The organism is Candidatus Hepatobacter penaei, from assembly GCF_000742475.1.
Taxonomy (GTDB): domain Bacteria; phylum Pseudomonadota; class Alphaproteobacteria; order Holosporales; family Hepatobacteraceae; genus Hepatobacter; species Hepatobacter penaei.
Genome location: NZ_JQAJ01000002.1, coordinates 274,232 through 300,332, shown reverse-complemented (window position 1 = coordinate 300,332; position 26,101 = coordinate 274,232). Strand labels below are relative to the sequence as shown.

General features: G+C 49.0%; 23 protein-coding genes, 3 tRNA genes and 1 pseudogene. 14 read left to right on the top strand and 13 right to left on the bottom strand.

The window, feature by feature from the left end:
* Positions 1 to 14: 14 nt before the first annotated feature.
* Genes radC through hemC form a run of 6 tightly spaced genes read right to left on the bottom strand, consistent with a single transcriptional unit; the run spans position 15 to position 5,096 of the window.
* Positions 15 to 695 (bottom strand): RadC family protein, encoded by a 681-nt coding sequence (gene radC / locus IG82_RS0103675; protein ID WP_031934249.1) that lies wholly within the window; start codon positions 693 to 695, stop codon positions 15 to 17.
* A 3-nt stretch (positions 696 to 698) separates the two neighbouring features.
* Positions 699 to 1,499 (bottom strand): type I methionyl aminopeptidase, encoded by an 801-nt coding sequence (gene map / locus IG82_RS0103670; RefSeq protein WP_082192050.1) that lies wholly within the window; start codon positions 1,497 to 1,499, stop codon positions 699 to 701.
* Positions 1,496 to 2,224: a DNA/RNA nuclease SfsA gene (gene sfsA, locus IG82_RS0103665; RefSeq protein WP_052545674.1), complete on the bottom strand. Its 729-nt coding sequence runs from the start codon at positions 2,222 to 2,224 to the stop codon at positions 1,496 to 1,498. The genes map and sfsA overlap by 4 nt, the downstream gene beginning before the upstream one ends.
* Complete coding sequence (locus IG82_RS0103660; protein ID WP_156095352.1) at positions 2,187 to 3,374, bottom strand: hypothetical protein; 1,188 nt, start codon at positions 3,372 to 3,374, stop codon at positions 2,187 to 2,189. Before IG82_RS0103660 ends, sfsA begins: the two co-directional genes overlap by 38 nt.
* Positions 3,375 to 3,427: 53 nt before the next feature.
* The gene (locus tag IG82_RS0103655) at positions 3,428 to 4,192 is read right to left on the bottom strand and encodes a uroporphyrinogen-III synthase (protein WP_031934245.1); all 765 of its coding nucleotides are present in this window, start codon (positions 4,190 to 4,192) and stop codon (positions 3,428 to 3,430) included.
* Complete coding sequence (gene hemC, locus IG82_RS0103650) at positions 4,161 to 5,096, bottom strand: hydroxymethylbilane synthase (protein ID WP_052545673.1); 936 nt, start codon at positions 5,094 to 5,096, stop codon at positions 4,161 to 4,163. The genes IG82_RS0103655 and hemC overlap by 32 nt, the downstream gene beginning before the upstream one ends.
* A 144-nt stretch (positions 5,097 to 5,240) precedes the next feature.
* On the opposite strand from hemC, the gene IG82_RS0103645 reads away from it, so the two are divergent.
* Both IG82_RS0103645 and IG82_RS0103640 read left to right on the top strand, forming a co-directional pair.
* Positions 5,241 to 6,578 carry a FliI/YscN family ATPase gene (locus IG82_RS0103645; protein WP_216476140.1) on the top strand — a complete coding sequence of 446 codons (1,338 nt, stop codon included), beginning with the start codon at positions 5,241 to 5,243 and terminating at the stop codon, positions 6,576 to 6,578.
* Positions 6,575 to 7,036: a hypothetical protein gene (locus tag IG82_RS0103640; RefSeq protein ID WP_031934242.1), complete on the top strand. Its 462-nt coding sequence runs from the start codon at positions 6,575 to 6,577 to the stop codon at positions 7,034 to 7,036. The genes IG82_RS0103645 and IG82_RS0103640 overlap by 4 nt, the downstream gene beginning before the upstream one ends.
* On the opposite strand, the gene IG82_RS0103635 is transcribed toward IG82_RS0103640, so the two are convergent.
* Together IG82_RS0103635 and IG82_RS0103630 are read right to left on the bottom strand one after the other, a co-directional pair.
* On the bottom strand, positions 6,983 to 7,471 hold the full coding sequence (locus IG82_RS0103635) for a DUF2497 domain-containing protein (protein ID WP_031934241.1): 489 nt from the start codon (positions 7,469 to 7,471) through the stop codon (positions 6,983 to 6,985). The two genes, IG82_RS0103640 and IG82_RS0103635, sit on opposite strands and share 54 nt — an antisense overlap.
* Positions 7,472 to 7,474: 3 nt before the next feature.
* Positions 7,475 to 8,917: a TolC family protein gene (locus IG82_RS0103630; protein WP_031934240.1), complete on the bottom strand. Its 1,443-nt coding sequence runs from the start codon at positions 8,915 to 8,917 to the stop codon at positions 7,475 to 7,477.
* Positions 8,918 to 9,049: 132 nt separating this feature from the next.
* Between IG82_RS0103630 and IG82_RS0103625 the strand changes: the two genes are divergently transcribed.
* The 8 genes from IG82_RS0103625 to IG82_RS0103590 all read left to right on the top strand — a co-directional run bounded on the left by IG82_RS0103625 (position 9,050) and on the right by IG82_RS0103590 (position 18,026).
* Positions 9,050 to 10,267, top strand: coding sequence for a DNA recombination protein RmuC (locus tag IG82_RS0103625; RefSeq protein ID WP_156095351.1), 1,218 nt, complete (start codon positions 9,050 to 9,052; stop codon positions 10,265 to 10,267).
* Between the two features lies 1 nt (position 10,268).
* Entirely contained in the window at positions 10,269 to 11,660 is a 1,392-nt protein-coding gene (xseA, locus tag IG82_RS0103620) for an exodeoxyribonuclease VII large subunit (protein ID WP_052545671.1), read from the top strand.
* A gap of 93 nt (positions 11,661 to 11,753) precedes the next feature.
* Positions 11,754 to 12,504: 16S rRNA (cytidine(1402)-2'-O)-methyltransferase (rsmI, locus tag IG82_RS06640; RefSeq protein ID WP_245591055.1), on the top strand; the 751-nt coding region annotated here is incomplete at its 5' end.
* A gap of 105 nt (positions 12,505 to 12,609) precedes the next feature.
* Positions 12,610 to 12,684, top strand: a tRNA-Gly gene (locus IG82_RS0103610).
* Positions 12,684 to 16,628, top strand: a complete 3,945-nt coding sequence (locus tag IG82_RS0103605) for an NAD-glutamate dehydrogenase domain-containing protein (RefSeq protein WP_082192048.1) — start codon at positions 12,684 to 12,686, stop codon at positions 16,626 to 16,628. Before IG82_RS0103610 ends, IG82_RS0103605 begins: the two co-directional genes overlap by 1 nt.
* A 3-nt stretch (positions 16,629 to 16,631) precedes the next feature.
* Positions 16,632 to 17,324 carry a metal ABC transporter ATP-binding protein gene (locus IG82_RS0103600; protein WP_052545668.1) on the top strand — a complete coding sequence of 231 codons (693 nt, stop codon included), beginning with the start codon at positions 16,632 to 16,634 and terminating at the stop codon, positions 17,322 to 17,324.
* A gap of 45 nt (positions 17,325 to 17,369) precedes the next feature.
* A tRNA-Gly gene (locus tag IG82_RS0103595) sits at positions 17,370 to 17,443 on the top strand.
* A 130-nt stretch (positions 17,444 to 17,573) separates the two neighbouring features.
* Positions 17,574 to 18,026 carry a lytic transglycosylase domain-containing protein gene (locus IG82_RS0103590; protein ID WP_172642876.1) on the top strand — a complete coding sequence of 151 codons (453 nt, stop codon included), beginning with the start codon at positions 17,574 to 17,576 and terminating at the stop codon, positions 18,024 to 18,026.
* A gap of 120 nt (positions 18,027 to 18,146) precedes the next feature.
* Here the strand turns inward: IG82_RS0103590 and IG82_RS0103580 are convergent, their stop codons facing one another.
* From IG82_RS0103580 to IG82_RS07395, 4 genes and pseudogenes are all read right to left on the bottom strand, one after another.
* A complete protein-coding gene (locus IG82_RS0103580) occupies positions 18,147 to 18,890 on the bottom strand; it encodes an RNA methyltransferase (RefSeq protein ID WP_172642875.1) in 744 nt (247 codons plus the stop codon).
* 319 nt (positions 18,891 to 19,209) lie between these two features.
* Positions 19,210 to 20,601 (bottom strand): cysteine--tRNA ligase, encoded by a 1,392-nt coding sequence (gene cysS / locus IG82_RS0103570; protein WP_031934233.1) that lies wholly within the window; start codon positions 20,599 to 20,601, stop codon positions 19,210 to 19,212.
* A pseudogene (locus tag IG82_RS07400) lies at positions 20,598 to 20,790 on the bottom strand (glutamate--tRNA ligase); the annotation flags it as partial. The gene cysS and the pseudogene IG82_RS07400, both read right to left, overlap by 4 nt.
* Before the next feature lies 1 nt (position 20,791).
* Positions 20,792 to 21,989: glutamate--tRNA ligase (locus IG82_RS07395; RefSeq protein WP_408605312.1), on the bottom strand; the 1,198-nt coding region annotated here is incomplete at its 3' end.
* A gap of 505 nt (positions 21,990 to 22,494) precedes the next feature.
* On the opposite strand from IG82_RS07395, the gene IG82_RS0103555 reads away from it, so the two are divergent.
* Positions 22,495 to 22,929, top strand: coding sequence for a hypothetical protein (locus IG82_RS0103555; protein ID WP_031934232.1), 435 nt, complete (start codon positions 22,495 to 22,497; stop codon positions 22,927 to 22,929).
* A 148-nt stretch (positions 22,930 to 23,077) separates the two neighbouring features.
* Here IG82_RS0103555 and IG82_RS0103550 read toward each other — a convergent pair whose 3' ends face one another.
* A complete protein-coding gene (locus IG82_RS0103550; protein ID WP_031934231.1) occupies positions 23,078 to 23,830 on the bottom strand; it encodes an acetoacetate decarboxylase in 753 nt (250 codons plus the stop codon).
* Between the two features lie 129 nt (positions 23,831 to 23,959).
* Between IG82_RS0103550 and IG82_RS0103545 the strand changes: the two genes are divergently transcribed.
* The 3 genes from IG82_RS0103545 to IG82_RS06935 all read left to right on the top strand — a co-directional run bounded on the left by IG82_RS0103545 (position 23,960) and on the right by IG82_RS06935 (position 26,087).
* A tRNA-Val gene (locus tag IG82_RS0103545) sits at positions 23,960 to 24,034 on the top strand.
* Positions 24,035 to 24,057: 23 nt separating this feature from the next.
* Positions 24,058 to 25,734 (top strand): glycosyltransferase family 39 protein, encoded by a 1,677-nt coding sequence (locus IG82_RS0103540; RefSeq protein ID WP_031934230.1) that lies wholly within the window; start codon positions 24,058 to 24,060, stop codon positions 25,732 to 25,734.
* Positions 25,731 to 26,087, top strand: a complete 357-nt coding sequence (locus IG82_RS06935) for a DMT family transporter (protein ID WP_052545664.1) — start codon at positions 25,731 to 25,733, stop codon at positions 26,085 to 26,087. The genes IG82_RS0103540 and IG82_RS06935 overlap by 4 nt, the downstream gene beginning before the upstream one ends.
* Positions 26,088 to 26,101: the final 14 nt, after the last annotated feature.

Below are 26,101 nucleotides of genomic sequence, written 5' to 3'. Positions count from 1 at the left end.
AAGCATTTTATGCCCTAAAGCCAGCCCTGACCCCTGAAAGAAAACCACTCATATTTGCCTATGATAAAGTGGTCAAGCAGGCGAATGCCCATGTCATGCGCGATGCTTTTAACGCGCTGTGTGATGTCCTTGTCACCTTGAGAAGGTGTGGTATAGCCTGATGGGTGATTGTGTACCATAATCAGCGAAGCCGCGCCCAGCTCGAGCGCCCGTTTGACAATTTCTCTTGGATATAAAATGGCATGATCCACAGTGCCTTTTTGCTGGAGTTCATCTGCAATTAGACCTCCTTTGGTATCGAGAAACAAGAGACGAAAATGATCCACATCCAGGTGCGCCATCAGCGTTTTGCAATAGTTAATGACTTTATGGGTGTTGTCGATCAGAGATGACTTTTGCAGGTCTTCTCTTAACACACGGGCCAGAGATTCTTTGATCACATAAAGCGTGCTTAAGGTGGTGTCCCCCACGTCTGGTATTTTCTTCAATTTCTCAGGGGAGGCTGAAAATACGCCAGCTAAGGATTTAAACTCTTTAAGGAGCGTTTTGGCCAAGGGTTTGACATCTTTGCGCGCAGAAGCTCCAAACAAAATCAGCTCTAAAATTTCGTAATCAGCAAGGCTTTCGGGACCTTTGAGAAACCGTTCTCTCAGCCGCATGCGATGGCCAAGATAGTGAGGATCTTTGGTATCCATCCATCACACACTTTGTGTAAAAATTTCACACCCATCTTGGGTGACACCCAGGGTGTGTTCAAACTGCGCCGAAAGGCTTTTGTCTTTGGTGACCACTGTCCAACCATCGCTCAACAGTTTGGTGCCCGGTTTGCCCATATTCAGCATAGGTTCGATGGTAAACATCATGCCCGGTTCAAGCTTTACGCCCGTGCCGGGTTCGCCCACATGAAGCACCGAGGGAGGTCCGTGAAAAAATTGACCAATGCCATGACCACAATAATCTCTCACTACAGAAAAACCATGCTGCTGAGCCAGGGTTTGGATATGGTGGCCAATATCGCCTAAATAACATCCTGGCCGCACAAGATGAATGGCTTCGTGAAGGGCTTGCTTGGTCACATCGATCAGTTTTTGGGTGTGAGGCGGGACATGACCCACCACAAACATGCGGCTGGTGTCACCATACCATCCATCCAAAATCACGGTGACGTCAATATTAAGAATATCCCCATTCTTGAGGCACGCTTCACCGGGAATACCGTGGCACACCACATGATTAAGGGATGTGCAAATAGATTTTGGATAACCTTTATAGTGAAGGGGCGCGGGAATAGCATCACTCGCGCGAATCATATCATCACAAAGACGGTCAAGCTCACCCGTGGTGGTGCCGGCTTTCACAAAAGGGGTGATGCGGTCCAAAATGCTGGCAGCCAAAGCGCCTGCTTTTCTCATTTTTTCAAAAGCGGATGCGTCATGAAGCAAAATGGGGCCCTCAGGCGAATGCACATGAGGCGCCTCAAGCTTGCAGCAAACGTTCATGACATCCGTCCTTTGAAAGGAAGAGAGCCTTTGAGGGCTATGGACGTAGAGCTCAACACGAAGTCATAGGCATACATCTCAACCCCTGCCGAAAGCGCTTTTTCTGCGAGTCTAGCATAATTGGGGTCAAAATGATGACAAAAATCGAAGTTTTTACAATCATCGCGCTGCACAACATAAATGAGCGCACACCGTTGCCCCTGTTGTGCAAGATGGGTGAGCACCTCAAGATGTTTGGCCCCGCGCGTGGTGGGTGAATCAGGGAAAAGGGCTGTGTCACCTTCTCGATAGTGCACGTTTTTGACTTCCACAAGACACGTTTTTTGGGGGCAAGAAAGCTTAAAGTCAACCCGCGTGTGGGGGGCAATCATTTTTTCTGACGCCACATGGTCATAATCACAAAAGGGAGAGAGCTTTTTCTTGAGGAGGGCCTCATGAATAAGTTTGTTGGGCCTGTGTGTGTTGACACCCACCATCGTGTCACCCGCCATCACACTTTCCCACGTATAGGGTGTTTTGCGGGTTTGAGAGATTGTGTGAGAGACATAGACTGTGCTGCCTGGGGTCAACAGGTCACGCATGGCCCCTGTGTTGGGACAATGGGCTGTGATGATCTGCTGATTTTCTTCAAGCTGAATCGTGGCAAGAAAACGTTTATAGCGTTCAAGCAAAGATCCTTTTTGCCAATTATGCAGCGCGAGCGTCGTGGGTGAAGTGTTGGACAAAAACTCTCAATGTTGGATCCAGCGCGTAAATGCATTGATAGCTGGCAGACAGCGCCGGATCATACCTTTGCTCTTTGCGAATCTCAATTTTAGATTGTAAATAAAAGCACCACGATGTATAGCCCTGTTTTTTGAGATGATCAATAGCCTGTAGCACAAAGGGCTTAAGGTTGGCATCCAACGCCACAAAAGCCATCAACAGAAGACTCAACGGATGCATTTTGGCATCTTCTGTCAGTTGCTTGGCTGCTTCAAAACGTTCAGTTTTGGTATTTTTGTGATAAATTCTGCAGAAAAGTTCAACCAACGCAGGGTCGGGTTGGTTTTGCCATCCTGTTTTTAAAATGTGGACAGCACGTTTATCATCTTGCTGCTCAAGGTGAAGGCACGCCAATTCATAAAAAATGTGTGCTTTTTTGGGCAACAAAACCAACGCTTTTTCTAAAAGCCAAATTTTTTTCTTAGGATCACCCTTCCATTGCTGGGCTTTGTGAAATAAGAGTTCGCCTTCCCAATGAAAACTTTTGCTGCTGATGTCTTCACGACGGGCTGTTTGGAGAACTTTTTGTGCTAACTCAACTTCTCCTTGAGAGAGCGAGCTGTAAAACAGGGTTTCAATCGTCCATGGGCTGTGGTCATGCATGTCAAAAAGATTTTTGAGAAGTTCATGGGCCACATCGCGTTCATTTTTTTTGAGCAACCTTTTGGCTTGTTGCCTAAAGCACCATGTTTTTAAGAACGCAAACGTGCTTGCTTGTGCCATGGCTTCCTGGAAAAGAGCATCGCTTGCGCTTTTCAAACTTTTGAGGTGAACCATGGAAATCCAAGCGATGTGGCTGATATTTTTTTTAGAGCACAGTTTGCGTAGTTTCTTTGTGTCTTGTCCGTCAAGGTGTACAAGGGCTCGCGCTACGCGCATCTCAAGAGATTCTATGTTGAACAGCCATGTAAACAGGCGCTTGCACAACAATAAGGCTATCCAACTGGCCCACAAAAAAATGATCAAAGCAACCCAGGTAGGGTAAGCCTCGAAGGTCCACTGATGCTGATCGATGACCATCACCACGTTTGTGTGTGCTTTTTCCCACATGTGGGGTGCTGTCAGCAGGGTGAGGAAAAAAAGATTTTTAACAATAAATGTCCAGGACATAGGCTCTCTCTTTGTCACACCGTCAAAGCTAGCATATCTTTCCCTACAAAGGCTTACTTTCTGGATACATAGTGAACAATGGTGTCAACAAGGGTTGAGAGATTGGGGCGCAGAACATCAATAATGTGCAGATTTTCCTGGGTTCTCAGGGTGTGTGTGATGTCGGCGCTTAGAGAAAAAAAAGGCACACCTTCGAGAACATCAGATAAAGAGTCAGGTGAAGAGGAGAATGAAGAAAGAGATCGTTTTTCATCCATAAAGCGGGTTAGGGTGCGGGCTATGCTTTGAGAGAGTACGCATATCCCCCAAAAAGGGTTTCTCAACGTCTGGTTCAGGCATGCTTTTTGTGCGGGGATGGGGTGTATGGCATAGCCTATATATTCTTTCACATAGATGTGGACATCACGCAGCTGTGAGGTGATGTCTTGTTTAATCTCTTGTCCCCTCACATAAAGCAGGGGTTGTGGCAGCGTGTGATGTTGTTTTTTCAGCAACGACACAAGGCCTGATGCTTGACCGTTGGGTGAGATGGTGATGGTATGAAACCCCAACTTTCGGGCCAAATCTGCACTGGCGTCACCGACCACAAACAGCTTTTTTTCTGGGGAAAAACCTGATTGATGAAGCATACGGATGCCATTGCGGCTGGTGGCACAGGCGGTGGGACAGCGCAGCATCGCTTCAGGGAGAGGAGCAGAAAAGACAACCTGGGTCAGAGGGATAAAAACAGGTTGAATCCCCCATTGTGTGAGCGGAGCTAAGGCTTGTAAGGTGTCTTCACGCTCATTATCTGCTCTGAAGATGAGCAATCTCTTCATGATGCATCCTTCTGATCTTATGGCCTAAGGCATAGCCGTGGGCCAAGAAATCTTTGATCTGTGCAAGGTCTGCCACATCTTTGAGGGTGACAAGATGAGTGCCATCAGGCTGTGAAAGCATGCCGAGAAAGGTGAGATGCGTATCATGAATATGTGCATATCCCCCCAAGGATGTTTGACAATCACCTTCAATGGCAGTGACAAAGCCGCGCTCCACACAAGATTCCTTTTGTGTGTTGTCATGATTGCAGGCTTTGAGGGCCTTTTGCAACAAAAGATCCTCTTTGCGGCACTGTATGGCAAGAATACCTTGTGTGGGAGCAGGGATAAGCTCATCTGTGGAAAAAATGTGGCGCACGCGGTGGGTGAGATGAAGGCGCTTCAACCCCGCCATGGCCAGAATTAAGCCATCAATATCACCGTTATCCATTTTTTGTATGCGGGTATTTACGCCGCCGCGAATATCTTGAAGCCTTATATGAGGATACGTATGTTTGATTTGATTGTGGCGCCTTAAGGAGCATGTGCCCACCACACCCCCATAAGAAGATAGGTCATGGGGAAGGTTCTTCATTTCTGAGGTAGATAAAAAAGCATCACGGGGGTCTTCCCTGGGCAAAACGCACGCGATCACAAGATCTTCTGTCATGAGGTAGGGCATATCTTTATAAGAATGAACGGCCATATCAATCTTTTTTTCAAGGAGGCTTTGCTCTAGCTCTTTGACAAAAAGCCCCTTGCCTTCTGTAAAGCGAAGCGGCTTTGATATTTGATCTCCTGTGGTTTGATAGGGGCAGATCAGGGTGGCGATGCCAGCGTTTAAAAGCGCTTGTTGAGCAATTTCAGCCTGCCTTAACGCAAGCGGTGTTTTGCGTGTGCCAAGATGAAAAGGGCGCCTGTTCATTGTGTTCCGGATTATTGGTATGCAAGCCGCACGCTAACATATTTTTCGTTTCCATGTATGACAACATTGTTTCTGTAAAAGGATTGTTAATACATTGGGGATTAAAAAATCTTAGCTTTCCATAAAAAAGGGACAGGACGCCTCATGGCCAAGATCAAAGATATGGCACAAGTGCAAGAGACCTTCTTGTCCAACTTGAACCGTATTTCTTCAGTGTCTTGGGTGGGACATGTGCGCTCTATTGTGGGCCTGTTGGTGGAGGTGGTGGGGATTACACATTGCGTGCGTTTGGGCAGCATGGTGCGTATTTGGCGCGATGATCATCACCACTTGTTGGGCGAAGTGGTAGGGTTTCGTCAGGATGTGGTGTTGGTGATGGGTTATGATTTTTTAGATGGCATTGGCCCCAAAGCGAAAGTGAATGTCATAGAACAAGACATGCACATATATCCTTGTGATGCGTGGCGCGGGCGCATTGTGGATGGGTTGGCCAGGCCTGTTGATAACAAAGGCCCCCTCTTGCAAGGCACCACGCCTTATTTTGTGAAATCAAAAGCCCCCGAAGCCCATCAGCGTGCGCGAACCACCACGCCCGTAGATTTGGGCATTAAGGCCATGAACACATTTACCACATGCTATAGAGGTCAGCGCATGGGTATTTTTTCAGCTGCAGGTGTCGGCAAATCAATTTTGTTGGGGCAAATTACACGCTTTACTGATTGTGACATTATTATCGTAGGCCTTGTGGGCGAGCGCGGCCGGGAGGTGAAAGAATTTATTGAAGATCAACTGGGCGATGAGGGTCTTGCGAAAGCTGTGGTGGTGGTGGCCACATCAGACATGCCTGCCTTGTTAAGGCGCCAAGCGGCGTATATTACGTTTACGTTAGCTGAATATTTTCGCGATCAACAACTCAATGTCTTGTGCGTGGTGGACAGTGTCACGCGTTTTGCGCTGGCACAGCGGGAAATTGGCCTCTCTGTTTCAGAGCCGCCTGCCACACGCGGGTTTCCTCCTACCGTTTTTTCTGAGTTGCCCCGCCTTTTAGAGCGCGCAGGCAACACCCACCATGCGGGGTCTATTACAGGTATTTTCAGCATTTTGGTCGAAGGCGATGATCATAATGAGCCTATTGCTGACGCTGTGCGAAGCATTCTCGATGGCCACATCGTCTTGGATCGGTCCATTGCAGAAAGGGGTCGTTATCCTGCCATCAATATCTTAAAAAGTGTTTCGCGCGCGCGCATCAAACGATCGCCAGAAGATGAGCAATGTATTGAACACGTCAGGCGTGTGTTGTCCACCTATGAAAATATGGCTGAGATGATTCAGTTAGGCGCCTATCAACAAGGTCAATCACCTGATGTGGATAAAGCCATTGCCGATTATCCCAAAATAGAATCTTTCCTCAGTCAAGACAAAGATACGGCAGTTTCCTTAGAAGAAGGTTTTGCTCAATTGAAGGCCATCGTGAATCCATGAAGGCGAGCATTCACAAACGGTTGGCTTCGTTGCTGCGTCATGAGCTTAAGCAAAAAACCTATCTCTTAAAGCAAAAAGAACAAGAGCTAACCATGATGAGGTCCACCCTACACAACCTAGAAACCGCCTTTAAGAAAGAGTGGAAGATCATGCGGCATGATGCAGCGCTTTCTGGGATGGCCCATAGGTTTTTGCAACACTTTGACCACGAAAGACAGCAGGCGCAAGCAAGCTTTGTGCGTCTTGAGAGCGCCATCAAAGAGATTCTTCAAGACATGCGCACCCTTTTCGAAAAGGTTAAGCGCCACGAAACCATACAAGAGCGTCAAGTCCGCGAACACATGCTTCACGTCATGAGGCAGGAGGAAAAAAAGCTAGAAGATGTGCGGACAGCGCTTCAGCGCTTATCCTTCCTTGCGGCACCGGGCTTCAAAGGCAGCCCTCATTTGGTCCTTTAGAATTTTTTCAGCCAGGGTGGGCATGTTTTTGTCAATCCAAGAAGACAGAAACTCTCTCACAATTTTTTCAAGGGTAGACTCAAGAAAAACCTCAAAGCCCTCAGCCAATTTTTCCTGTCGTGATAGGGTGGACATCAGCGGCGATACATTATTTTTCACAGGCTTTGTGGAAGAAGCGCCAGCAGACATATGAGAAGAAGTATGAGAAGACGCGTGGTTAGGTGACATGCCCGCCGCCATAGCAGGGGCCGATGCCATCTGCGCTTCATCCTTCTCGCTGGCCTTGCCTTCTACAACCTCTTGAAGCTCTAAGACATTTGAAGAAGCCCCTTGGCCTTCTCCCTCTTTCCCCAGTACGGGGCCCTCATTCGTGCCGATAACGCGGCGGATGGAGGCCAAAATATCTTCAATGGATGTCGCTTCTTCATCAGACATGATTTATCCTCCACGTGTAAGTAGAACAGGTGCGGAAACTTTAGGCGCCAGCCTAATCCAAGGACCATAGCTCCGGGCGTCATGAGAAGGTACATCCAACTTAAGACTTCTGGCCGTCAGCTGACCCGTAAGGGAAAGAATACGCAACCGCTCGATCATTTCACGTTTACGCGCTTCCGTCCAGTTTTGGTAGGAGCTTTCTTTACGGTTTTGAATTTCTGAGACATTGATAAATGTTCTTCCTCCATGCGCATATTCTGCCTGCATCGCATCCAAAGCTTTCTTGTTAGCTTTCAGCTCAATTTCATAACGCATCACGCTTTTTTGCGCGGCTTTCTGCTGGTTACGTGCTTGAAGGGTGGCTTGATAAACATTGAGCTGCGTTTGTTGTCTTTTTAAACGGCTTTGGTTAAAAGTTTGTTCGGCCTGCCTGACAACCGCTTGCTCCTTACCCAGAGGAATGGGGACCTTAAGGCTCAATGTGCCCGACAAATCCACAGAGCGGTCTTTATAATGCTCGGTGCGGGGTTCAGAGTAATATTTGGTGTTGTCTGTTGATTTATAAGCGCGCGCCTGAAGATCGACGCTGGGAAGCATCTGATTTGACAGCTGAGACTGCACCTCTTTGCGGGCGCTTTTTTCACGAAACGCTTCTGCTTTGATGGAAAAGTTCTGATGAAGGGCCAACTTAATCAGCTCTTGCTCATTCTCAGGTATTTTGATGGGCAAATCAGGCCAGGAAAAATCTTCACTGGGTTCTGTCCCGGTGATTTCATAAAATTGGGTTTTGGCCACCGTGAGACGCGATTCAGCTTCCACATATTTGGCTTCAGATTCAGCTAATTTGGCCTCTGCCATAAACACATCAGTGCGGCTGATCTCACCTACGCGTGCCCGCGCACGAGTTTGAGCCAACAGGGTCTGAGAAAGGGTGATGTTGCTTTCATAAAAGGTTTTGAGCTCTCGAGACACAATCATTTCAAGAATCACCTGCATCAAATCAAAAAACACCGCAGATTCAGCAGCCTCTAAATCCAGCAAGGCAGCCTGATAGCCGGCTTCTGTTTTTTGCCACCTGGCAACGGAGCCAAAACTGGCAAACAAGTTTTGCTCGGCGGCCACCCCAAAATCAGAGGGTTTGCCCAACGTATCTGTGTATCTGGGGTTTTCAACAGGCTTGTCATAGGTTTTTTTGTTGACGCCATAAGACGCTGTGCCGCGGGCCGTGGGCACCCACTCCCCTTGGGCTTGTCTCTTTTTATCCTTCTCAATCTTGACCGCAGCTTCGGCAATTTTGATGCGCGGGTTAAACGCATGAGCGGCTTGAAGAGCCTGTTTCCATGTGCGCGGCTTGGCAGCAGCTGGGGTGTTTGACGCATCTGCCCACAGGGGCGTCAGTACCATCAGGCCAAGGCTGCATAAAATAAGGGATCGTTTTAGGACCATAAGGGATCAAAACAATGATGTAAAAATCCCGAACAGTCTATTTCTTTTTATTTCATCTGTAAAAGGAAATTTCTGTTCAAAGGGCGTATCTTCGTTGTATTTTGTGGTAAGCCCATAGAGGAAAACGTTGTTGTGACAATCTTGATTTTACTTTCTCTATCACTTTGTTTTTGTTTGATTTTTTGGGCAAAGGCAACGCAAAAAGCACGCAGTCTTGCCCGTGAGGTGACCTCGCTTCACACACAAATTCTTGTGTATGAAGAGCAAAAGAAAGCTCATCTTAACGTCAAAGAGCTGGTGGATCACCACATCAAACATGTGTGTTCACAATCTTTAGAAAACGCTTCCCAGCATTTGATGAAGCAGTCTGAATCTTTTTTCCGTACCTTTTCTCAAAGCACTGATGGCAAGCTCACAGGTCATGCGCAAAACCTTCAGCACATGATCCAGCCGCTTGAAAAGTCATTAGAGGCCATACGCCATCAAGTCCAAACTCTTGAAAAAGCACGCGTAGGGGCCTATGAAGGGCTTCATGAAAAAATACATAATCTATCCGAAGTGCATGCGCACCTTCATCATCAAACTACACAGTTAGCGCAGGCGCTTAAAACCCCCAACATTCGGGGCAAATGGGGGGAGATGCAGCTCAGACGGTTGGTGGAATGGGCGGGGATGCTGCCTTTTTGTGATTTTTTTGATCAAAAATCGTTTCATGTTGACGATAAAACGTTGCGCCCAGATCTGGTGATTCGCATGCCCGAAGCACGATGCGTGGTGGTGGATGCCAAAGCCCCGTTGGCGGCATGTTTGCCGGAAGCATCTGACACTGGCCTTTCTGCCGACACCATGCGCGATCATGTGCAGAAAATAAAGCATCATATTTATACGCTCAGCCGCCGTGATTATACGACCTATATCCAGAAAACGCCGGATTTCATCCTTCTGTTTTTGCCCACAGAGAGCCTGTTGATTAAGGCTTTAGAAGCGGATGCCTCTTTGTTGGACTATAGTGCCGAAAAGTCTGTTTTGTTGGCAACGCCCATGACATTGATTGCGCTGTTAAAAGTGATTGCCATGGGGTGGCAGCAGGAGGTGCTTTCTGAAAATGCGCAAGAAATTAGTGATTGTGGCAAGCGCCTTTCTCAGATGTTGGAGAAAACCTTGGCCAAGCTTCATGATGTGGGAAAGTCCTTGGGAAGTTCGGTCAAGGGTTATAATGCCTTTTTAGCCTCCCTTGAAGATGACGTGATGCCTGAAGCCCAAGCGCTGAGCACCCTGACAACCTCAAAGCCTGCCAAAACGCACATGCGCACCATCAAATCCCTGCCCAAAGAGAGAAAGGGGGCCTGACGTGTCACCAGAGAAAGCCAAAGCCTTTATAGAAAGGGCATCCACAGATGTTGCCGCTGTATCTGAAGCTGTTTTTTCGGTGAGCCAGGCCTCTCTTTTGATCAAGAAACATGTGGAGCAGCATTTTGACCACGTGTGCATCCAAGGCGAAGTCTCTGCCCCCAAGCTTCACACATCGGGTCACCTTTATTTTTCTCTCAAAGACGATACAGCGGTGTTGGATGCTGTGTGTTGGCGGCCCTTGGCCCACCGTTTTAAAGACAGCCTTAGTCATGGCACTCAGGTGGTGTGTCGCGGCAAAATCACCACCTATCCAGGTCGCTCTAAATATCAAATGGTTGTGACAGAGGTGAGTGTGGCGGGCCAAGGTGATTTGTTTCAACTGCTGGAAGCGCGGAAGAAAAAATTGCGTGAAGAGGGGTTGTTTGAGGCGTCACGAAAAAAGGCCCTTCCCCCTTTTCCACGCTGTATCGGCCTGATCACCTCCCCCACGGGCGCGGTGATTCAAGACATTCTTCACCGTTTGGCGGATCGGTTTCCTGTGGATGTTCTTTTTTATCCTGTGAATGTTCAAGGCGAAGGGGCGCTGGCCTCTATGGTGGAAGCGCTCGATGTGTTGGGGCAGTTTGCAAGTGAAAGCATGACGCCTGACGTGATTATCCTCGCACGCGGGGGGGGCAGTTTTGAAGACTTGTTTGTGTTTAATGAAGAGGCCCTGGTGCGCGCCATGGCCCGGTGCTCTTTGCCTGTGGTGTCAGCGATTGGCCATGAAACAGACACCACCTTGGCTGATTATGTGGCTGATCAGCGAGCCCCCACCCCCACGGCAGCGGCAGAAATCACCACCCCTCATCGGGCATCGCTTGCTCACACGCTCACCACCTATGTCAGGCTTATTGATCAAGCGTGGCGTCAGGTGCTGGAGCCTTGGTGTATGCGCCTCCACTTTTTTCAGCAGCGCCTGCGTCGTGGCTATGGATTTTTTCCTTTGTATGCACAGCGTCTTGATGATTTAGAAGGGCGCTTGCAAGGATATGTTGATTTTTGGGGTCGTCAGCAACAGCGTCTTGCGTGGCTAACAGCTCGATTAACAGAACCTCAGACATTCGTCACGATGCAGGAAACACGTTTTCGTTACACCCAAAAGGCGTTAACCACACGGGCGTATGAAATGCTGGCGCAGAACACGAAAGACCTGCGTCATCTCGCCCAGCGTCTTCAACAAACATCTCATGAAAAAGCGCTTGCGCGTGGGTTTTGTGTGGCTCTTTCGCCTGAGGGTCGTGTGGTCACATCTAAGGCGCGGGGAAAGCGCCTTTCTCGCCTCACAATGATGTTTCACGATGGCAAGCTGGCGGTGAGGCCCGTAACCCCCGGTGATGATGATGAATGAGACGCTCCAAGCCTCCCCGCTTCCTCCGGGGCTTTACATTGTTGCCACACCCATTGGTCATCGGCGAGATATCTCGTTGCGTGCGCTTGANNNGTTGTCATCTGTGGACATGATTGTGTGTGAAAACAAAAAGCATAGCCACAAACTTTTAGATTGTTATCACATCCGCAAACCTCTGCATACTTATCATGACCACACATCTCAAGCGATGAGGCTTCGTCTTATCGAAGCCGTTTTGTCTGGAAAGCGCGTGGCGCTGATAAGCAGCGCAGGGATGCCTCTTATTTCAGATCCTGGCTATAAATTGGTGCGTACTTTTTATGAACATCAGTTGTTTGTGACGCTTGTGCCCGGACCTTCAGCATCGTTGTCTGCTTTGGTGCTATCAGGGCTTCCTACGGACCGCTTCTTCTTTCAAGGGTTTCTTCCCCTCAAAGGATGGCGAAGGGTGCTTGACGAGCTGAAACCCCTTCAGGCCACGCTTGTTTTTTTTGCGTCTGTGCCACGTTTAGTCGGGACATTAACAAAACTGTATAACGTGTTGGGAGAGCGTTCTTTTGTGGTGGTGCGTGAACTGACAAAAGTGTTTGAAACGCGTTTTGAAGGTACGTTATCCCCTTCTCCCACGTTGCCGTCAGAGCTTAAAGGAGAGCTTGTAGTTTTGGTGGCAGGACGCGAAGAACAGGAAAAAAAGGCGATGGATGCGCAGGCTATGGATGATTTGCTGAAAACAGCGATCACAACCATGTCATTGCGTGATGCTGTGCGGGAAGTTTGTGATGTCACAGGTGCACCGCGCGATGTTGTGTATAAAAAAGCATTAACGCTAAGAAAGGCAACCTAAGAAATGAAAAATGAGACGTTAACGTAGTAAAAAGAGATACGATGACGTTGTGACCATTTTTGCTCTTTTCAAAAAAAGCGCTTCCGTATACCATCACAGAGTATTGCGGGTGTAGCTCAGGGGTAGAGCACAACCTTGCCAAGGTTGGGGTCGAGGGTTCAAATCCCTTCGCCCGCTCCATGTTGTCTGTTTTACGTTCGGGTGTCCTTATGATTCTCTCTTCTGCTGTATTTCATGATCTTGTGGGTCGTGTCAGTGACACAGTGGATAAAAAGCATCAAGACTGGTTTCGCTTGTTTTGCCTCAACCTCTTTTCTGAGGAGCTCACTGCTTGTAAGGTTGCTGAGAGTGCTGTTGGGGAAACACGCTTAAAGACACTATGGGAGCACTATCGATACCAGGGCGGAAAGGACGGTGTTTCTTTTGTAGAGGATGAGACGGCTGAATCCACCTGTCTTATGATGGTTTTTTCTCACAACCGTGTCCCGCACGCCGTGATCATGTCATTGTTGGCAAAAGAAGCACACAGCCACCATTGTTTTTACACGCGCTTTTGCGTGGAAAGAAAAAAAGGCGGGCTGACATCTTTGAGTGCTGGCGGCCATTGTCAACAACCTTCCCTGCCAGAGGATTGTTATTGTCTCTTTTTTCACAACAAGCTGAGCGCTTCTGAAAAACGCGGCCTTGAGAAAAAGATCGACACTTTTGTGGCCCTCTTTTCTTCTTCAGAAGGTGTGCTTGCCACGCAGGCATTAGCTCAAGAAGCGGCTGTCGGGGATCATTTTTTGTCATGGGTGCATCATTTTTATGCGTGTGCCCATAAAACGTTTCAAGATCCAGCCTCTCAAGAGGCGCTGACCTCCTTTTTAACATCTTTGCCTGCTGATTATCGCGTGCGCCATACGCCAGAAGAAGCGCTTAAGGATTTTCTTCACTTAAAAGAGACGCGCGCGCCTAAAGAACTTAAGGTACGTCTTTTTGTGAAGAACGACGTGCTTTTCATGAACATGTATTGTGCGGATGACCCCATTCCTCTTGACACATTGGTGCGAGTGCTCGGGCATATGGGTCTTTGTGTGTTGTCAGAATCTTCCTTTTCTTTTGCCCATGCAGCTCATCGCGCCTCCTTGCACCATATCACGTTAAAAAAATTACCTTTTTTCGACTATTCTATTCTTGAAACACTTTTAGAGCAGGCCTTGCGTGCCGTGTTTGCCTATGGGGAGGAGAGTGATGATTTTCAAAAAATGATTCCGGCAGCAGGGCTTAGCTGGGAGGAGTGCCGCCTTTTGCGTGCGTATGTGCGTTATCTCAAGCAATTGGGGGTGCCTTATGGGCGCGGGTATGTGGAGAGCACGCTGCTGAAACATCCTGACCTTGTGACGCAATTGTTGGCTCTTTTTCATGCCAGGCTTACCCCCTCGCCTTCTCATAAATCTTCTGTGACTGTAGATCCTGAGGCGTTGCTTCACGATATTTCTGGGATCAGTCGCTATGATGAAGAGCGCTTGTTTCGCTCGCTTTATTATCTGGTGATGGCTACGGTGCGGGCTAATGTATATCAACGAGATCATGGCGAGCCTAAGCGTTATGTGGCGCTTAAATTTGATTGCCAGGTGATCGAAGATATGCCCCCGCCCCGTCCGATGTTTGAAATTTTTGTGTATGCTCCCTTTATGGAGGGGGTTCATTTGCGCAGTGGCCGTGTGTCGCGTGGGGGGTTGCGTTGGTCAGATCGTCAGGAAGATTATCGTGATGAAGTTTTGGATTTGCTGAAAACACAAATTATCAAAAACGCTGCGATTGTGCCTGTGGGCGCCAAGGGTGGGTTTGTGACGAAAAAAACAGAAGGAGGCTTGTTGGGTGATCGGATGTCACTTAACCACATGCCTGATGCCTATGGCATCTATGTGCGAGGCCTTTTGGATTTGACAGATAACCTCCAGAAAAAAAAGGTGGTGAGGCCGCAGGATATGCAATGTCTTGATGATCCTGACCCCTATCTTGTGGTGGCTGCAGATAAAGGCACGGCCACCAAATCTGATGAGGCGAATGCGCTCTCGGCAGAATATCATTTTTGGTTGGGGGATGCGTTTGCGTCTGGTGGTGCCCAAGGATACGATCATAAAAAAATAGGTATCACAGCCCGCGGGGCGTGGAAATCCACAGAACATCATTTTCGCACCCTGGCTATGGATCTCTCTCAGCCTTTTTCAGCCGTCGGCATTGGGGATATGTCAGGGGACGTCTTTGGTAATGGCATGTTGTTGTCACAATCGATTCAGCTGATGGCTGCGTTTGATCACCGGGATATTTTTTTAGATCCCCATCCTGACCCGCTGGTGTCCTTTAAAGAGCGTAAGCGCCTGTTTCAGAAAAAACACTCATCCTGGAAAGATTATCACCCTGAGCTTATTTCCAAAGGTGGGGGGGTTTTTTCTCGGTCATTGCGTATGATTCCCCTCTCGGCAGCCGTGCGGGCTTGGCTTAAGGTGGGTCAAGATAAAATGACGCCCGATGAACTGATTCGGGCATTGCTGAAGGCACCAGTAGATTTATTGTGGTTTGGTGGCATTGGCACATTTGTTAAGGGGGAAAAAGAACCTGATATCACCATTGCCGATAGTGGGAACAACCATGTGCGTGTGAATGCATCAGATGTGAGGGCGCGAGTGGTGGTGGAAGGTGCCAATTTAGGATTTACGCCGCAAGGGCGTGTGGAATATGCCCTTGCAGGTGGAGCGATCAATGCAGATGCGCTTGATAATGCTGCGGGCGTTATGTGTTCAGATTATGAAGTGAACATCAAAATATTGTGTGCGCAACTGATGGAACGCGGTAAGCTTTCTGAGGAGGCACGCAATACGCTTCTCAAGGACATGACGGCCGAGGTGGTCGATTTGGTGCTCAGGCGTCTTTATTGGCAAAATCAGGGCGTTTATTTTGTGTATGTGCGCGGGGTTGAGCTATTAGAAGAGCATGAGCGTTTACTACAGCGTTTAGAAAAAGTGGGGGCGCTTGACCGTGAACGTGATGCCTTGCCTGCACCTGACGAGCTCCAAAGGCGACGCAGCAGTGAAAAAGGTCTGACACGACCCGAAATTGTCACCCTGATGGCTTTAAGCAAAATTGACCTTCATAAAGACATTTTAGATTCTGCCTTGCCTGAAGACCCCTTTCTTATGGCCATTCTTGTAGATTACTTTCCCCCCACCCTCTCTCAGCGTTTTTCGAGCTTCTATGGCCAACACCCTCTTAAAAAAGAGATTGTTGCCACCGTGTTGTCGAACTTGATTTGCGACACCTTAGGTCCTTCTTTTGTGCATGAAGTGTTTGAGCTTACCCGGGTGACGCCTGCCCATATTGCCAAATCCATTTTGGTAGTGCGGCATTTGCTGGCAGCCAGCGAGTTTGATGCACTTGAGGTGCAAGACATGGATGCAGAAACGCTGTCATCTCTGCTTTGGCAGATGGATACCACCATCAAAAGGTTGGTGGTGTGGTTCTTGCGCCATGAAAAGATGGATGTGCCCATCAAAGAGCTGATTGGTCGTTATGAAAAAGGCTTTTGTTCTTTTAGGCGTGATGTGCATGCGTGGTTGCCTCATGAATACCAAACCACACTCAGTGAAACGTGGGGTCAGGAAGCGGCCTCAGATTTTTGGAAGCAACATATTCTTCCCCTGGATCCTTTAATGTTTGCCACAGACATCATTCAGGTTCAGCGATTTGTGCGCAAGCCATTGGCTTTTGTGAGTCAGGTCTATTATGAGCTGGGTGATTTGTGTGGTGTGCGTTGGCTGCGCGATAAGGTGGCGTATTTTCCTGTCCACACCTATTGGCAAAAAAAGGGGTTACAAGAAATTATTGAGCAAGCTTTTTCTGTGCACCAACAGCTTGTTTTGTATGTGTTATCCAATGTGAAAGGCGATCATCCTGGTGATGTGGTGACCGAATGGCGTGCGCAGGCAGGGGGCGTGTTTGAAGATTATCTCACGCTGTTAGAAGACGTTCGTAGTGCTTCGTTTGTGGATATATCCCCCTTGATTGTGTTGGGCCAAGAGTTGAGGCGCTTTTATGAGCACATGGCAGGGACGTGTGTGATGACAGTTTCGTTTAGGTAGCCTATGTTGTCACTTAAAAATGTGGGGTTTGCGCGTGCGGGACAAACGATTTTAGAGCACCTATCCTTTGATGTGCCTGAGGCCGCCCTTACCACCATTATTGGGCCCAATGGCGCGGGAAAGACCACGTTGCTCAACCTGTTGTCGGGCCTTTTGGTGCCGACACAAGGGGTCATCACACGTCCTCAGGGTAAAAAAATAGGCTATATGCCGCAGACGTTGGTGACATCCCCCTTTCTGCCGTTAACGGTGGAGACATTTCTTGAACTCACGCCCTCTGGGCACCGCCGTGGTCGTGACGTGTTTGCATTTTATGGGTGGGATACCTCCCTTACACAAAAATACATGCATGCCCTTTCGGTGGGTGAAAAGCAACGGGTTCTTTTTGTGAAAGCATTGATGCAACAGCCAGACATTTTGATCCTAGATGAGCCTACGCAAGGGTTGGATATTGAAGGGGAAACGCAGTTTTATAAGGCCTTACGAACACTTCTAACCCAACAGAGTCTGACTGTTATTATGGCTTCTCATGATTTGCACACGGTGTTTCGGGAAAGTGCTCATATTGTGTGTATCAACAAAACTCTTTGTTGTTCAGGACCGCCCGAGGATGTGCAGGCCCATGATCATTATCAACAGCTGTTTAAAAAACAAATTTTTTCACAATTGCGTCCGTATGTTCATCCCCATAACTGAGTGAGGCTTTTAAGGGGCCTATTTCTTTGCTAAGGTGTATCAAAGGCGGATGTAGCTCAATGGTAGAGCTGTAGCTTCCCAAGCTATCGACGAGGGTTCGATTCCCTTCATCCGCTCCACTGTGTGCAATCTGTTGGACGATGTTTTGTGATGAGATGCAGGCTTCTTGCTGTGTGTGTGCCTCTTGTTTTGTATTTGTGGAGGGTTGCGTCCCTTCCTCTGTGTGCCTTAGACCCGTGCGTGGGAGAGATGTGCGTATTGTTCATTGAGCAAGAGGAAAAAAGGCAAGGCATTCCCGATAAGTTATTGGTGGCCATGGCGCATGTGGAGTCGGGGATTTTTGTCGCTGCCAAGCGTTATCCATGGCCGTGGAGCGTGAATGTGGCGGGTAAATCCTATTCATTTCCCACACGACGTGCCGCTGTTCATTTTGTGAGGCAAAAACAAAAGCAAGGCCTGCGCAATATTGATGTGGGATGTATGCAGATCAATTTATATCATCATGGTCATGCTTTTCGCACCTTGGAAGAGGCGTTTGATCCGCGCATTAACATTCGTTATGGGGGCACGCTTTTGAAAAAGCTTTATGGGCGCTCAGGGTCGTGGGATCAAGCGGTGGCTTTTTATCATTCAAAAACGCCCCATTATTATCGCCCCTATCAACAAAAAGTTTTTCGTCATTGGTATCGATTTTCTCGTTAAAATATGGCCTGCAGCCTTGCCTGCATTTGTGTTGAGGATGAGCACATGAAGGGGTGCATACTGTTTGCCTCTGCGCTTGTGCCCCCGATTGCGTGGGTGGGGTGTGTGTTGGTAACAGGCTTAGCGGGATGAACGTGAGGGATTCATTTTGCCTTGTAATATTTTATCAAAATGATTGACGACGCCCCGTAGCGTTCGAATTTCTTGATCTGTATAACACGTGCGGGTAAAAGCATTGCGTATATTGCGACTCATTTTTTCCTTCATTTCAGGAGGATAAAAAAAGCCAGCGGCATCCAGCACAGATTCAAGATGAGCTAGCATGCCCTGAACGTCATGGTGTGTTGCGAGCGCTGGCTGGTTGTGTGAAGAAGGCGGCGTAGGTGTGTGAGGATGCGCATGACGCCACAGCTCGTGGGCCACAAGTAGCACGCACTGAGCCAGGTTGAGGGAGGTATAGGCAGGGTTCAGCGGGATGGTCACAATACCTTGCGCCCAAGAGACGTCTTCAGAGGTGAGACCTGTTCTTTCCGGGCCAAACATAATGCCTACCTTGGGGTGGGGAGAAAGCGTGGTGGTGAGTTCTGTTAAGGAGTATACAGGTTTGGTCATGTCACGATGGCGTGCGGTGGTGGCCAGCACATAGGTCAAATCTGAGACGGCCTCGTGCAGCGATGAAAAGGTGTGGACGGTGTGGGGAAAGTGCCGGGCACCTGCCGCGGCTTTCAGCCCCTTTTCACAAGGCCATGCATGTTTGGGGGACACCAAGCGCAGCTCATCCATGCCACAATTCCAAAGTGCTCGCAAGGCCGTGCCCACGTTTTCAGGCAACTGGGGGCGAACAAGGATAAAAACAGCTTTCATGAAGGATGGCATCCATGACAGATATCAGGGCTATACTAACACACGTCGGGGCCAGGAGGTGTGTTTTCTTTGAAAACGGCATAATGAAAAAAAAGATGGCGTGGAAAAGGATCATGCGAGGAGCATGGCGGTTGCTAAGCTGGGCGCCAAGCGTAAAAGGCGCGCATGTCGTGAAGAAGAGTAAGGGATAAGATAAAAGTAAGGCGTAAGCTCTCGACCCTCTTCTGTGTATCATCTCTGTTTTCAGCCCCTTTTCACAGGGGCACACATGCTCGGAGACACCAAGCAAAGTCCTCACATAGCACAATGCTAACGTGTGTTAACGGCGCTTCCATGTTGTTTTGCCATGACGATCTTCAAGGATAATGCCTTGTGATTCTAGGTGTTGGCGTACAGCATCGGCCTTGGTAAAATCCTTGTAGCGTCTGGCCTTCTCTCTGTCTTCAATATGTTGTTCGATCTCTTGTGCACTTAATGCATGTGACTCAAGTGATTTGGATGTTGTTTTTCCTTGGAACCACGCTTGTGGTGTGTGGTGGGCAAAACCCATCAGGCGCGCACTGGCCAACACATCCTGCGCCCGTCTTGTCCGTTCGTCTGAATCCGCTGCCTGGTTCACCGCATTCACCTGCGCAAAGAGGGCTTTAAAAGCTTGGGGTGTATTCAGATCATCATATAAAGCCGAGAGGATGGGTTGCGGTGGTTGTGGCGGATCAGCGGGCTCTTTATCCGAAATGTAGGTGAGTGCCTCATACAGGCGGTCTAGATTTTTTTTCGCTTGCGCCAGTTTGCTTTCTGTCCAATCCAGGGGTTGGCGATAATGGGCACTCAATAAAACCCAGCGAATCACTTCTCCGGGCCATCGCTTCAGGGCGTCGGACACCGTGATAAAATTGTTCAAAGATTTTGCCATCTTCACGCCATCCACCGTTAAGATGCCATTGTGCATCCATATGTGAGCCAGCTCTGGCACATCAAACCCACAGCAACTTTGGGCTTGCTCATTTTCATGATGGGGAAAAATAAGATCCTGCCCACCTCCGTGGATGGTTAAGGGCAACGGAAGAAAGGCGTGACTCATGGCTGAGCATTCAATATGCCATCCAGGGCGTCCCCATCCCCATGGACTCTCCCATCCTGGTTCTCCGTCATGAGAAGGTTTCCACAGGACAAAATCGTGAGGATCCCTTTTGTGCGCATCCACAGCTACCCGTGCCCCTGCCTGCTGCGTATCCAAAGATCTGCCCGATAGACTTCCATAATGTGACATATGTTTCACGTGAAACATCACATGATCGGCGACGATATAGGCATACCCTTTATCAATGAGTGTGCTGATGAGGTGGATCATATCCTGAACGTGGTCTGTCGCACGGGGCTCATGGGTAGGGCGCCAGGCATGAAGAGCATCCATGTCATGATGAAAAAAACCTAAGGTGCGCTGAGTGAGGTCATGAATAGATTCTTGATTGTAGTGGGCGGCCTGAATGATCTTGTCATCAATGTCGGTAATATTCCGCACATAACATACGTCAGGATAGGCATGAGTTAACAGGCGAAAAAGCGTATCAAACACCACCACAGAGCGGGCATTGCCTAGGTGCGCACGATCATAGACGGTAGGGCCGCATACATAGAGGCTTATCCGTTGCTCTTGAGGCGCTAAGGATTTTTTGGTTTTGCTTTTGGTGTCATAAAGATGCAGATTCATGATGAGACATCTCCGGCTGTGATTTGCGCTGTAAGACGTTTGCGTGCCCGTGCCTCTCCGATGAGCGGCAACACATGGCTCATTTGGGGGCCATGGTTTTGACCTGTCAGGGCCTGCCGCAAAGGGGCATAAAGGGCGCGCCCGGTGCGTTTTGTGTGCGTTTTGAGGTGCTGGGTCCATGTGTTCCATNTATGTTCATCCCAAGGCTCCGGGGGCAAAAGGGCCTGCGCATCTTTGAAATAGTTTTGCGTCAGGGAATCTTGCGAAGGTGGAATCGCCGGGTCTTGAAAACAGATGTCATACCACATCTCCAGGTCGTGCGGGGTCGCAATGTTGTGGCGAATGGCTTCGATAAATGCAGGAGTGGCTTTTTCTCTTTTTTCTTGGGGCATGAGATCCATAAGGCGTGATGTGGGTAAGGCTTGCGTCGTGTGGGTTTGGATGGTGGTTAAATCGCCCCATGACAGTTTGGGGCTTGCTTTGCCATAAGCCTTGAGCGAAAAGTGTTCACGTATATCGTTGCGTGAAGTATAGGTATGCGTGCTGTGGGCTGTGCCCATGGAGAGCAAAAAATCCCGCACAGCGTCAGCAAAAAACCCTTGCTGTTTGAGGGCACCTAATGTCAGGCTCCCCAACCGTTTGGATAGTGGGCGCCCATGTTCATCTTTCAGTAGAGGAATATGCGCAAACGTAAGCGCTTTGTCGGGTGCCAAGGCCTGAATGATTTCTTGTTGAATGGCTGTGTTGCTGATGTGGTCTTCGCCGCGCAAAATATGCGTGACTCCTAATAATACTTCATCCACGCTCCCTGTTAGCAGAAAAGAAGGCGTGCCATCCGCCCTCACCACCACAGGATCACTTAAGGCTTGGGTGTCATAGCAAAGCTCACCAAGAAAAGCATCTTGCCAGATGACCGGCTGGTCTTTGAGGTGAAAACGCCAATGGGGCGTGCACCCTTGTGCTTCATAAGCTTTGCGTGCTTTGTCAGACAGTGTAAGGGCCGCGCGGTCATAACGGGGTGGTTTGTTTTGTTGACGTTGTGCCTCACGCTTTTGAGCCAGATCGTCAGGCGTTTCATAGCATGGGTAAAGCCGCCCGGCTTCCTTGAGCGTCTGAATGGCCTGTTGATAGAGGTGCGCGCGTTTAGATTGATAGACAAGATCGTCATAGGGGACATCCAGCCATGCAAGGTCTTCTTGAATGGACTGTGCAAAAACATCTTGGTTGCGCGCCGTGTCTGTGTCATCAATGCGCAGGAGAAAACGGCCCTGATGTTGCCACGCCCACGCAGCAGAAAGCAAGGCTGTGCGCGCGTTTCCTAGATGAAGGTGGCCTGTGGGGGACGGGGCAAAACGGGTGACAAACACAATAGGCAAGCGGCGTGACATGCAAAATCTGGCCCATCATAGCGCACTCCCTTTTAAAGCACAAACCCTTAGCTTTTCTTATAAACAGCCTGGTTAGGGGTGCGAGCGAAGCCAATGTGTCGTGGCTCGAGGCAAGAAAAAGGTTATCCCCCCATTGTCTTTGTTGCGTTTGTTAAAATCGTGATATAAAATATCAACTTGTTTGGTATTCTTCTTTTTTGAAATGGATTGTTCGTTAGTATGAAGAAATCGCGGTGTTTTCTTTTGGCAGCTTTGGTGTGCCCGCATCTTTTTTGTGGTTTTGCAAGCGTTGGTGTGGGCATGATGACCTTTGATCCTTGGTCTTGGTTTTCATCAAAAGCGTCATCGGCTGAAGGGGGTGTTTTGTCACAGGCGCCTGACAGCCATAATGACCGGGAGGCGATTCCTTCCGTGCAGTCCTCACATGAGCCTGGGTGGGAGGATGCTATGCAAGAGGGCGGTTATGTGTGTGTTGCTGGCACAAAGTCGTGTGTGACCTTAGGTCATGACTCTACATATCAGGCACACATATCAGGCACGTTTTTTTCACGATTCCGCAGCCACAGAAGATTTTTGGCGTCAGACAGGCGGAGATACACCAGAACATGCGTGGCAACGTAATGAAGGCACCCTTGCGCTCGCTGCCCTTGCCTTAAGATCTGGAGGACGTGAATCTCAGTATCATCAATTGTCAGATGAAGCAAAACAGCAAGAAGCCAGGCAAGAGCTGAACCGTGTTTGCCAGGCATTAGGCATGCGCCTGGAAGATGCGCGCGGCAATTCTGAGGCCTGTATGATGATTGCACGTAGCCTCAGCAACCATTTATCAGAAAGGTTTATGTTTGTGGATGACATGGGAAAAGAACCTCCACTCATTCATGAAAGCCCTTTTTACCCCGTGTTTGTCCCTGGCTGGAAAAGTTTGTTACAAGGCACTTGAGTACCAGTAAGGTCCACTCCCTTTTCTCCTTGGGTGTTTTTTGTTCGGGCCTTTGTGTCAAGCTTTTTCCCAAAAGGCCCGCAGGGCTCTCTCTTGTCACCTCGGCCTGACATATCATTGACAGTGTCAGCGTTTGTGTGGGCAAGGTTTAGAGATAATCGTGAAGCACGTGTCCTAAGGGCAGCGTGATATCGGCCAAAAAATGTAACCCACCGACAATCTTGCGTACCGGCAAATCGGCCACAGGTGCGTTAACATGCGGGATAAGGTGCAGGCGTGCGTCCCCTGTGTGGGCGCTTTTGAGGCGGATGTTGTCAAGGGTGTACCCGATCAATTGCAAAACATCATAATGCTCGCCAGAGACATGGGGGATCATCTTGAGGTTCACCTGCATTTTTTGAAGACGTTTCTCCATCGCCTCTTTATCCGCTTGTGTGGGGATCATGTTTTTGTGTTTATAGGTCATGGTGCCCAGCGCCACCAATTGATCAGCATAGCACAGGCGTCCTGTGAGGGTGTCATGAATCACCTGCATGCAAGGGCGTGCGTCTTTTTTGGGAAAGCCCCATATTTCTCGCCCCCCGGCAATGGGTGGATCGCAATCAAGATACATCTGTGCTGTAAAATTCACAGGCGTGCCTTGAAACTGACACGGAATGACAACGCCGCTCTCTTCATAGTCCCCAAACCCTGAGCTGTCAGGCATTTTGATAAATTCATAGAGAACCTGGTTGCTGCCATCGGGTTCGAGCGGCTCTGGCAAGGCCTCGCGAATGGCGTCTGGATCGCTGAGATAGGTGATGATCATATATTCACGATTAAGAAATTCGTAAGGCCCCTTGGGGTAGCTGGGGCTTGCGATGGGCATAGAAAACTTGTTTTTGATGGTTTGAATATCCATGGGCGTATGCTTTTTGTGAGGTCACCTGAACACGCATCAAGAATCTTGCCAACTTTGTTAAGCAAGGTGGATCTGCCTGAAGGGCGTAGACTTTTTCTCTCACTGGGGTACTATGATAAAAAAGACGAAGGGCAGTTAGCTCAGCGGTAGAGCGTCTCGTTTACACCGAGAGGGTCGGCGGTTCAATCCCGTCACTGCCCACCAGCGTTATCAATCGCCGTGGATATATGTTGTTTAAGCGCGTATTTGATGGCTTGAGGCGTCAGCCTTCTTTTTGGCTCTTTTTGGCCCTTTTATCTCTTTTTTTGCTGTTGCTGGGGCATCGACCGTTTTCGACACCTGACGAGGGCCGCTATGTAGAGATTCCCCGCGAAATGATCGACTCAGGGGAATGGGTCGTCCCGCATCTGAACGGCTTGCCTTATTTTGAAAAACCCCCTCTGGTGTATTGGGTGGAGGCCTGCTCCATGATGTGCCTGGGGGACAGCTCCTTTGCGATGCGCTTGCCGCTAGCGTTGATGGCGTGGCTGGGGTGCCTGATTGTTTATTTTTTTATGAAACGCGTGGGCGGGCGGCAATGTGCGTTGTGGGGCGCGGTGTGTTTGGGAACCAATATTCTTTATGTGGTGTTGGCGCGTTTTCTTATCCTTGACCTCTTTTTGACCGTTTTTATCACAGGGGCGCTGTTTAGTTTTTTTCTGGCGACCATGCGTCCTTCCAAAACCATATGGCTTCTCTCTTATGGGGCGTGCATGGCCGCCGCTGTCATGACCAAGGGGCTTGTAGGGTGCGTGCTGCCGGGGCTTATCATTCTTGTGTGGATCGCTTGGCAGCGCCAGCCCCAGATGCTCATACATGCCTTTCACCCCTATGCCTTGGGGATGTTTTTTCTGCTAGCAACCCCGTGGCACGTCTGGGTAGCAATGAAAAATAGCCACTTTCTGTGGTTTTATTTTATTCATGAGCACGTCTTGCGCTATACCACAGAGGTGCACAGTCGTGTGCAGCCTTTTTTCTTTTTTGTCCCCATTGTTCTGTTTGGGTTTTTCCCCTGGATTGCTTGGGTACGTTCACTCACCACACGGTCTGTGGAGGCCACATGTCCGCAGGCGCTGTTCTCGTTTTTGTGGGTGTGGGTGATGGTGGTGTTTGTGTTTTTTTCCTGCGGGCAGTCTAAACTGGTGCCCTATGTTCTTCCGTTATTCCCGCCCTTGGCTGTGTTGACAGGCTATGAGATTCACCATTTTCTGCAGTCTCCGCAGAGTCGATCTTTCCCATGGGTAAGGAGCATCTACGGCCTGTTTTCCTTGATCTTGTGTGTCGGGTTATGGGTCGGGCGCTGGGCTAACTGGATCCAGGTGACGTCCGGTCTTGATGCAAACACCGTGTTGTCTTGGGGGGTGGGGGTGCTTGGGTTGCTTTTGCTTGTGCAGACCCTGATGACGTTTTGGGTGCCGTTGACACGTCGCGTCTTTGTGGGGATGGTTTTGGTGTGTCAGCTGGTGCTGTGCTTGTTCTTGATCGTGTTGGATCCTTTGGTGCAGCGCTATCGCTCCATAGAAGATGTGGCCATCACGCTCAATCAACGCAATCCAAAGGCCCGTGTGGTGGTGTATCGTTTTTATCCCCAAGATTTACCTGTCTATTTGAAGCGAACTGTCGGGATGTTGGATTATCAAGGCGAGTTGTCTTTTGGGCACCAGATCTCCCCAGGGAATACGGTGGTGATAAATACGCCAGAGATTCAGTCTTTATGGCAACACAGGCCCTGCTTCATCGTGGCCCTTGAGCGCGATTTTGAGTTGTTCCAGCAGACATATTCAGGTATCCTAAAGCCAGCACGGGTTGTTTACAGAACAGCCCCTTATGTTGTTTGGAGCAATGATATGAGCGTGAATCCGTGAACCCCGTTTATTTTTTTCTTGTGGCCAGTGTGCTGCTGAACACATTAGGGCAATTTTTTGCCAAAACAGGGGCCCATGGCATGGTGGTCACTTCGTGGCTGGGGTCTGTGACCCATATTTTCACGACACCAGCGCTTGTGATGTCGGCGGCATGCTATGGAATGAGTCTCTTTTTTTGGGTGTTTGTCTTATCAAAAATGGAAGTCAGCATGGCGGCGTCCTTTTTTTCTGTGTCCTATCTTCTGACGGTGCTGATGGGTGTGATCGTTTTTAACGAGCCGGCATGTACCACGCGGATAGCTGGGTTTCTTATGATTCTAGGAGGCATTTATCTCATCTCAACACGCGCCTAAGGCCTTTTTTCAAG

Bases quoted from the DNA above. Each gene is read 5' to 3' on its own strand.
- radC (WP_031934249.1), bottom strand. From the start codon at position 695: ATGGATACCAAAGATCCTCACTATCTTGGCCATCGCATGCGGCTGAGA.
- map (WP_082192050.1), bottom strand. From the start codon at position 1,499: ATGAACGTTTGCTGCAAGCTTGAGGCGCCTCATGTGCATTCGCCTGAG.
- IG82_RS0103660 (WP_156095352.1), bottom strand. From the start codon at position 3,374: ATGTCCTGGACATTTATTGTTAAAAATCTTTTTTTCCTCACCCTGCTG.
- IG82_RS0103655 (WP_031934245.1), bottom strand. From the start codon at position 4,192: ATGAAGAGATTGCTCATCTTCAGAGCAGATAATGAGCGTGAAGACACC.
- hemC (WP_052545673.1), bottom strand. From the start codon at position 5,096: ATGAACAGGCGCCCTTTTCATCTTGGCACACGCAAAACACCGCTTGCG.
- IG82_RS0103645 (WP_216476140.1), top strand. From the start codon at position 5,241: ATGGCCAAGATCAAAGATATGGCACAAGTGCAAGAGACCTTCTTGTCC.
- IG82_RS0103640 (WP_031934242.1), top strand. From the start codon at position 6,575: ATGAAGGCGAGCATTCACAAACGGTTGGCTTCGTTGCTGCGTCATGAG.
- IG82_RS0103635 (WP_031934241.1), bottom strand. From the start codon at position 7,471: ATGTCTGATGAAGAAGCGACATCCATTGAAGATATTTTGGCCTCCATC.
- IG82_RS0103630 (WP_031934240.1), bottom strand. From the start codon at position 8,917: ATGGTCCTAAAACGATCCCTTATTTTATGCAGCCTTGGCCTGATGGTA.
- IG82_RS0103605 (WP_082192048.1), top strand. From the start codon at position 12,684: ATGTTGTCTGTTTTACGTTCGGGTGTCCTTATGATTCTCTCTTCTGCT.
- IG82_RS0103600 (WP_052545668.1), top strand. From the start codon at position 16,632: ATGTTGTCACTTAAAAATGTGGGGTTTGCGCGTGCGGGACAAACGATT.
- IG82_RS0103590 (WP_172642876.1), top strand. From the start codon at position 17,574: ATGTGCGTATTGTTCATTGAGCAAGAGGAAAAAAGGCAAGGCATTCCC.
- IG82_RS0103580 (WP_172642875.1), bottom strand. From the start codon at position 18,890: ATGAAAGCTGTTTTTATCCTTGTTCGCCCCCAGTTGCCTGAAAACGTG.
- cysS (WP_031934233.1), bottom strand. From the start codon at position 20,601: ATGAATCTGCATCTTTATGACACCAAAAGCAAAACCAAAAAATCCTTA.
- IG82_RS0103555 (WP_031934232.1), top strand. From the start codon at position 22,495: ATGACTCTACATATCAGGCACACATATCAGGCACGTTTTTTTCACGAT.
- IG82_RS0103550 (WP_031934231.1), bottom strand. From the start codon at position 23,830: ATGGATATTCAAACCATCAAAAACAAGTTTTCTATGCCCATCGCAAGC.
- IG82_RS0103540 (WP_031934230.1), top strand. From the start codon at position 24,058: ATGTTGTTTAAGCGCGTATTTGATGGCTTGAGGCGTCAGCCTTCTTTT.